This window comes from Rhabdonatronobacter sediminivivens, from assembly GCF_013415485.1.
Classification (GTDB): domain Bacteria; phylum Pseudomonadota; class Alphaproteobacteria; order Rhodobacterales; family Rhodobacteraceae; genus Rhabdonatronobacter; species Rhabdonatronobacter sediminivivens.
Map to the genome: position 1 here is coordinate 1 of NZ_JACBXS010000077.1, position 6789 is coordinate 6789.

The window sequence follows — 6789 nt, forward strand, 5'->3', positions numbered from 1 at the left end:
GAATTCCGTCCATAACGGTCCTCTTGGAAACCATTGGCTTGGCGCTGAGACCAGTCGGCGTTACGCAGGAAGGCTAGGGCGCGCGAGCTCCTATGCCCGGAACTTGGCCAAGGTCAAGTCCGATGTGCACTGATGACACAGCAAGATCGCATCGCAGATCACAGACAATCGTCGTGGCGCGGTCGTCCATCGGGCTGCGACCGGGACGGCTGCGTCTTCCGGAAAGCGTCATCGCGTCCACATCAGCTGTCTCGCCATTCGGCATGTGCACCGCGGTCATGGACCACCATGCTCGCGCCGTGCTGATCCGCGATGCCTCTCGCTCACGGCCGGTTCAGCACCACCAGGTCGCGCCCGGGGATGTCGATGCTCATCTCCAGCGCCGCCGCCAACGCGCGGGTCTGCTCGGCCATCGCGTCGCCGATCCGCTTGCGCGCCGGGCCGGACATCTCGGGGATGCGCGCGACTGCCGCGGTCACGATCTGGTGCAGCTGGTTCAGCAGCCTCGGGGTCGTCCTGGGAAAGCCAAGCGCGCGGATGAAGGTATCGAGATCGGAAGGGGTGATCTCGTCGGTCATCCGGGCACGGCCGATATCGAATGCCAGTTGATGGGTGACCTGATCGTCGATCAGCACCGGCAGCGCGTCATAGACAGGCGCGAAGGACGGGCGTGGGCCATCGTGGAGCAGCGCATGGTTCTTGGCGTGGTTGTCGGTGTTGCCGAGCACCAGATTGACCAGCGTTACCTCAAGGAAGGCCTGGCGCGAGGGGCCGGGCTGGGCGGTCGCCATCAGCAACCGTCCAACAGCTTCAGCCGAGAAACGTCGCGCGCCACTGCCGTTGCGTTCGTATTTCAGATGCGGACCAAGGCCGAGGGCTTGCGCGAAATCCTCCTGGTGCAGTCGGCGCACCGTGGCGTCGGCGATCACGCGGTCGAAGCGGGTGACGAGCAGGCCCTGCAGGTCGTCCTCGCCGAGGCAGCGTGTCTCGGCGACAGGGTGGCGCTGCAGTTCGGCCATCAGTCTCATCACCAGATGCTCCTGTGCGACCGAGGTCATCTCCCCCGGTCGCGGCACCTTCAGGATGTGGGTCGTGGGCACATTCAGCCCGCGCCTGGGCAGGGCGAAGCGACCATCCGGCAGCTGCGTCAGCGCGATCTTGCCCTGCACACCTGCCAGTGGCGAGGGATCGCGGGTGTCGTCGGGCACCCGGCGGCGATCGCGCAGCGAGGCCATGATGCGCTGTAACTCGGCATCATCCAGCGGATCGTAGTCAGTCAACAGATCGCCGGGCGTCTTCGCCGGACCTGCGCCGACGGGCACGCAGGAGACCGCGCCGGGGCAGTCGCCGCCGAGATGTTCCAGTAACCCGACGATATCCGAGAAATCCAGGCCATGGCGCTGCATGACCTGCTCGCGCTGTGCGTTCTCGAACAGGAGGTTGGCGAAGAAGCCGCGCGTCTCGGCATCGGTGAAGGGCTCTTCGCGCAGGGGCAGCGACAGGGACAGCGGGTGCGTCAGTGCGTCCGTCAGGTAGCGAAAGCCCATGATGCCATCGTTGACGCGGGTCAGGCGCCCGATCGGTTCAGGATGCGCTTCAAGAAACACGTCGAGATCGAGCCGGGGCATGCTCAGCTCTCCAGCCGGATCCGCAGGCCCAGGTCACGGCAGATCTGCAGCACGAGGCCGATGCGCGCGGTCACCTTGCCGTTCTCGATGGCGCTGACGGTCGGTGTCGACACCCCGCTCTGCATGGCAACCTCGGCCTGCTGCAGCCCAAGCTCCAGTCGTCGCGCGCGGATCGCGCGACCAAGCTCGGCTGGGGTCTGGATCGGTATGGGCGCGTTCGGCTGCATGATGGAATGAATGACCGTTGATGTGAGCAACGAAGATGAGGCAGATCCAACATGATGTCAACGATCATTGAAATTCCGTGGCCTGGACTTGCTCAAGGCGCTGACATCGGCGATCGTTGATCTGGCGCGTCGCGACTGCGACCGGGAGCTGGACGGCGGCGCAAGGATGTAGATCGATCTACATGCCGGGTCAGCAGACTGTCTTCGGGTCGCTCTCGCTGGTCATGGCGCGCAGATCGATATCTGCAGGTTGCTACAACAATTCCGCGCGCGGGAACGGGTCTTGGGAGAAGCCGAGCGGCCTTGCTGGCTTGATCGCATGGAATTCTGGCCATTTCGGCGCCTTCTAACTGCTAAGTAAGCACTTATCCCTACCTGCCTCACCTCCCCTGAACACATCTCACACCCTACCTCCCCACACACACCCTCACAGCTTCCCCTCCATCCTCCTCCACGCAGTCTGCTCTCTCTTGTCGAGATGCTGGAGCGCGATCACCACCCTACGGTTCAGTTCCTCGTAGGAGACAAGCGCGGGCGCGCGGCGCGCGGACAGGGCATTCGGAACGGGTCTGCCCATCGCCTTCAGTGCCCTGATCGCCTGACGTCGGACCTGCGCCCGCCGCCTCTGCATGACCGCGTCGCGAACCATGAGCCCGGTGATGCCAGCGCGCAGGTAGGTCTCTGCCTGCCGTGCCTGGCCACGGTTGTGGGCAAGGTCCACGCCCTTGCTGATCGGCATCCTCGGATCGAAGGTCGGCAGCTTGAACCGGAAGCAGTCCTTCTGCAGCGTCATGAACCGGACGCGGTTCAGCGCATCCATGTGGACCAGCCCGTAGTCGAGCAGCGCATTTCCCCTCAGCGTCACCTCGATCCGCACTCGCTTCTCGCTCTCGGTCAGGCGCTGATGCGTGCCATCCAGGCGCTGTCTGTCGATCACCTTTTCCATCACCCGGATCATCAGGTCATCATATCGGGCGCCCAGCAGCATGGTGCCATCCACGACCGGCATAACGTGCCGACCCGGTTCCGTCCGTGCATCGCCATCTGCGTCCATCTCCGGTCCGGGCGAGAGCTTGAAGGTCTGCTTCGCGCCCCCGAAGACCGAGCGCGGCCGACTGTTCGTGTCCGTCCAGATATCCCGGTCCGTCCAGATCGTGCGCTGCATGGCACCCAGCAGCCGGGCGCGGGCGATCGGGCACGGCGTCTTGGGGTAGGCATCGATGCTGATCTCGATCCCGGTCACCCACGAGCGTTCGGTCTCCCCGAAGGTGCTGACCAACGCCTGATGGGCTTTCGCAACCATGGCCAGGTTTGGCGGTTCCTGCACCTTGATCCTGCAGCGCGTGAACACCCCGCCCGGCCCCTTGTCCTCGGCGACGATATGGGCGTTCCGGCCGAAAACCTGCAGCATCACGGGCTGGAGCTGCTGGACCTGCACGCCACGGCTGAACCGCATGCGGAACTCGATCCAGTCGATCAGCGCCCGGAACCTGTAGGCACCGAGATCGAGGTCGGGCACCAGCATCTGGCGCCCCCGGAGACGGGCCTGGGTGAAGCTGACCGGAACGAGCCGGTGCGGAAGCTGCAATGCGGGCGTGGGCGTCTTGGCGAAGGGCAGATCGGCTATCGTCGGGATGGGAATGGGCACGAGAAGGGTCCTGGCATGATGTCTTCTCTGCCCATACGCCGCGAAGTGGGAAGTGTTCGCTGGGATGGAAGAAAACCGCCCGCGCCATGTTGAAACGAAAGTTCTGCCTGACGAGGATACCGTTCCGGTCGATCCTGACGACCCAGACGGGGAACTGCGCCAGATCCCGACCTTCGGCAGGTTCTGAGCGGGTTCGTGTGCCGTGTGCCATGTGTCGCCGTTCAGCTGCTTCCGGCGCTACTCGGCGTCGGGGAAGCTTCACGCTGCCTTCGAGATCGCGTCCGGCCAGGACGTCCACCATGACCTCGCCTGCGCACCCTGAGCCACCCCACCGGCGCACTGGAGGCCGTTCTGGGCGCGTTCCTACAGTGTGCTGCTGGTGTATTGACTCACCCGACCGAGATGCCCGTCAGCGACGCTCTCGGGCGCCCTGGTGCGGTCGCCATTCCAGCCGCCACGGGGATCAGGAAAGGCAGCATGCCGGGACCGGTGGAAGGCTTTGCATCTGCGATCGACTCTGTGGTCGCAGCCCATCGTAGGAATCCTACGCGGTGCCCTGCCCACTCGGGCGCCTTGCGGAAAAGGCTCGAATGTGGGGTCGATCGATGGAACGGTGATCGACCCACGCGCGCGTAGAAGTGCTACGACCGAAACGGCATCGCGCTACTTCGGCGGGTGTCGAGCAGCCCAGCGTTCTATCAGGCACCGAGCTCGTGATCTTCAAAACGGCATTCACGCAGCTGACGCGAACACCTTTTCGGTCAAGCGATAACCCCGACCTGTCGCGCGACGATATGACTGGTCGGCAACTACGATCGCATCACGAAGGTTTCCGAACCACGCATTCGCATAGCGGCCCCTCGATCCGACCTGACCCCATGCGCGCATCACGGTATATTCGCCGAACAGGTTGTAAGTGACATCGACACGGTAGAAATGCATCGGTGTTGCGGCCGCATCATCTGTCACGCGATGACAGAGCAGTGTCAGCATGACGGTCTCCTCAGGGTCTGTGCCTGCCTGTTGACGTTATCGCAGCTTGGAATGATGGCCAATCGCAAATGACGCTTCGATGCGGATGGGAAATCTGTGCCTTTCGAGCAAGCTTCAGCTACCCCCATGATGACATGCTCGCAAACGCGCTCAGAGAGTCGCTGAGCGGGCATCTCTGCATTTTGCGACCACTCACAGCTTGGCGGCGATGATGCCGCTCAGCGACCCGCATAGCGAATCTGGCGCTCGGTCAGCCATCATGACTATCGGTTGGCTTGCTGCGGTCGCAAATGACTAAATTTCCGTGAGGCTTGTCTCGGGGCAATCTGGTGGGAAGGCGCGTCTGAATGTCTCTGGTGGGCTCCTAACGTCGATATTGTCGACTGCCTTGATCGCTGCGTCGCAGGCGTCGCTGTCCGAGGCGAAGTGCTCGTCCCAGACATGGCTCGTGTTCTCCGGGTCCACTACTTCGAGCTTTCAGGCGCTGTCGGTCTCCAGCCGGTAGATCTCGATCCTGAAGCGCAGGCCGTCGATCAGCACCGCCATGCTCTTGCTAGAGGTCACGATGTTGGGCTCGTCGTCATCGTCGGTCATGGGCTGTCCCGGCCGGGTTGGTGTGTGCCGCTGACTATGCCATGCGCGGTGGTATGGTCAACGCCGTCGAGCCACCTGCGCGCGGTCGGTGTGGTTAATGGTTGCCTTCGGGATCGCGTCCAGCCAAGGCGGCAGCCGTGACCGCTCCGGCACATCGCCGAGCACCCCGGGAGCGCACTGGAGGCCGTTCTGGGCGCGTTCCTATATTACGCTGGCAGTTGTGACTCACCCGACCGAGATGCCCGTCAGCGACACTCTCGGGCGCTCTGGCGCGACCACCATTCGAGCTGCCACGGGGATCGGGAAAGGCGGCAAGCCGGGATCGATGGCTGGCTCTGCATCGGCGCCACGCTCCTCGGTTATGGCCCATCGTAGGAATCCTACGCGGTGCCCACTCGGGCGTCTTGCGGAAATGGCTCGAATGTGGGGTCGATCGATGGAACCATGGCGGGACGAATATGCGTAGAAATCCTACGACCGAAACGGGATCACGTTGTCACCGCGCATGAAGGCCACCGCGCCCTCGCTCTCGATCGCCTTGATCGCTGCGTCGCAGGCGTCGCTGTCCGAGGCGAACTGCTCGTCCCAGACATGGCTCGTCTTCTCCGGGTCCACCACTTCGAGCGTCCAGGCGCTGTCGGTCTCCAGGCGATAGATCTCGATACTGAAGCGCACGCCGTCGATCAGCACCGACTGGCTCTTGCTTGAGGTCACGATGTTGGGCTCGTCGTCATCGTCGGTCATGTTTCCGAAGCCGTGCTGCTTGCGGGCGATATCTATACCTATGCGCTCCCTGTCACCCCCGTCAATGAATGGCATGGCGGGCGGCGGGCACAGGTTGCGCGATGGTGCTTGCAGTTGTCACCCCTGCACCGCCCACACATACACCGCATATGCGCTCCAGCGCGTGGCACAGTTCGACTGACGGCCGAAAACCAGAAAGTTAGCGCCAATGGTCGGACCGGACCAGCAGAGTGTGCCTTGGAGACCAGCGTCACTCTGCTGTGACGCGACGAAGCAGGCGCTGCCCCGGAAGGTCTGAGCCAAGGATCTGCTCGCGACTGGTGCGGGCGAAACCGGACAGCAAACCACGGTAGAAGCCGTCTGTGGTCGTCACGGCGGCGCGTGCCAGCGCACCTGTGCGTGTCTCTGCGGCAGCTCCCGCCACAACCTGGATCGGATATGTGGCTAGCAGACGGCCTGCACGGTCGATGATCCGCACGCTGCCCTGAAGCTGCGATTGATCGCGCCCCATCGCGGTGCGCGTCGATCCAGCCAGATTGAAGCGGGCAATCTCGACATTCATCACCACGCCATCAGCGCCGACGCGGTCCGAAAACTCGGATCTCAGTGCTGCGGCCAGATCCGCACCAAGCCTGCTCGCATAGTTGGCCGCCATACTGCTATCGAAGCTGGCGCCGGTGGTTACAACGTCGAAGCGGGAAAACGCCAATCCGGCACGCGCCTCGCGGCTGAGAGGGTTGGAATAGGGCTGCGGCGCACATGCCACCAGCGCGCTGGCGCCGATCATCAAGAACAGGCTGCGACGATCCATGTTGATCTCCTTTCTGCTGCAAGGTCGACAGAATGGTGTCCGCGCCCGCAGTCGATGGCTTCCAAATACCTTAGAGGCCAATCGGAAATGAGTTGAGTGAATTCAGCAGGTTGTGATTCTGTTCAGTTGCGACACAGAACGGAG

General features: G+C 63.1%; 6 protein-coding genes. All 6 read right to left on the minus strand.

Annotated features, from left to right (window positions below; translation table 11 throughout):
• Positions 1 to 323: 323 nt before the first annotated feature.
• Complete coding sequence (locus tag HUK65_RS17695; RefSeq protein ID WP_179907587.1) at positions 324 to 1628, minus strand: type II toxin-antitoxin system HipA family toxin; 1305 nt, start codon at positions 1626 to 1628, stop codon at positions 324 to 326.
• Positions 1629 to 1630: 2 nt separating this feature from the next.
• A complete protein-coding gene (locus HUK65_RS17700) occupies positions 1631 to 1855 on the minus strand; it encodes a helix-turn-helix domain-containing protein (RefSeq protein WP_179907588.1) in 225 nt (74 codons plus the stop codon).
• A 427-nt stretch (positions 1856 to 2282) separates the two neighbouring features.
• The gene (locus tag HUK65_RS17705) at positions 2283 to 3503 is read right to left on the minus strand and encodes a hypothetical protein (RefSeq protein WP_179907589.1); all 1221 of its coding nucleotides are present in this window, start codon (positions 3501 to 3503) and stop codon (positions 2283 to 2285) included.
• Between the two features lie 732 nt (positions 3504 to 4235).
• A complete protein-coding gene (locus HUK65_RS17710) occupies positions 4236 to 4496 on the minus strand; it encodes a WGR domain-containing protein (RefSeq protein ID WP_179907590.1) in 261 nt (86 codons plus the stop codon).
• Positions 4497 to 5561: 1065 nt separating this feature from the next.
• A complete protein-coding gene (locus HUK65_RS17715; RefSeq protein ID WP_179907591.1) occupies positions 5562 to 5834 on the minus strand; it encodes a hypothetical protein in 273 nt (90 codons plus the stop codon).
• A 250-nt stretch (positions 5835 to 6084) separates the two neighbouring features.
• On the minus strand, positions 6085 to 6645 hold the full coding sequence (locus HUK65_RS17720) for a hypothetical protein (protein WP_179907592.1): 561 nt from the start codon (positions 6643 to 6645) through the stop codon (positions 6085 to 6087).
• Between the last annotated feature and the right edge of the window lie 144 nt (positions 6646 to 6789).

Bases quoted from the DNA above. Each gene is read 5' to 3' on its own strand.
- HUK65_RS17710 (WP_179907590.1), bottom strand. From the start codon at position 4,496: ATGCTGACACTGCTCTGTCATCGCGTGACAGATGATGCGGCCGCAACA.
- HUK65_RS17695 (WP_179907587.1), bottom strand. From the start codon at position 1,628: ATGCCCCGGCTCGATCTCGACGTGTTTCTTGAAGCGCATCCTGAACCG.
- HUK65_RS17720 (WP_179907592.1), bottom strand. From the start codon at position 6,645: ATGGATCGTCGCAGCCTGTTCTTGATGATCGGCGCCAGCGCGCTGGTG.
- HUK65_RS17700 (WP_179907588.1), bottom strand. From the start codon at position 1,855: ATGCAGCCGAACGCGCCCATACCGATCCAGACCCCAGCCGAGCTTGGT.
- HUK65_RS17715 (WP_179907591.1), bottom strand. From the start codon at position 5,834: ATGACCGACGATGACGACGAGCCCAACATCGTGACCTCAAGCAAGAGC.